The organism is Mycobacterium simiae (assembly GCF_008370645.1).
GTDB classification, from domain to species: domain Bacteria; phylum Actinomycetota; class Actinomycetes; order Mycobacteriales; family Mycobacteriaceae; genus Mycobacterium; species Mycobacterium simiae_A.
Map to the genome: position 1 here is coordinate 1 of NZ_VTZN01000679.1, position 226 is coordinate 226.

At 77.9% G+C, this 226-nt stretch carries 1 protein-coding gene; it reads left to right on the plus strand.

Annotation, left to right across the window (positions count from 1 at the left end; translation table 11 throughout):
- The coding region (locus F0Q45_RS28515; RefSeq protein ID WP_373425113.1) for a hypothetical protein at positions 1-226 on the plus strand (226 nt) is incomplete at both ends.

Consider the following 226-nt stretch of genomic DNA (forward strand, 5'->3'; position numbering starts at 1 on the left):
GCGCCGCCGTCACCCGGAGCCCCCGCGTTGCCGCCGTCACCGCCGGCCCCACCATTGCCGTTGGCACCCGCGGCGCCGAACAACGCCGAGCCTTTGCCGCCGGCCCCGCCCATTCCTCCGGTGCCGCCGCCACCGCCGGCGCCGCTATTGCCGCCGTCACCGCCGGTCCCACCGGGAATCGTGGAGTCCCAGCCGGCACCCCGCTGTCAGGCAACGGTGGGGCCGG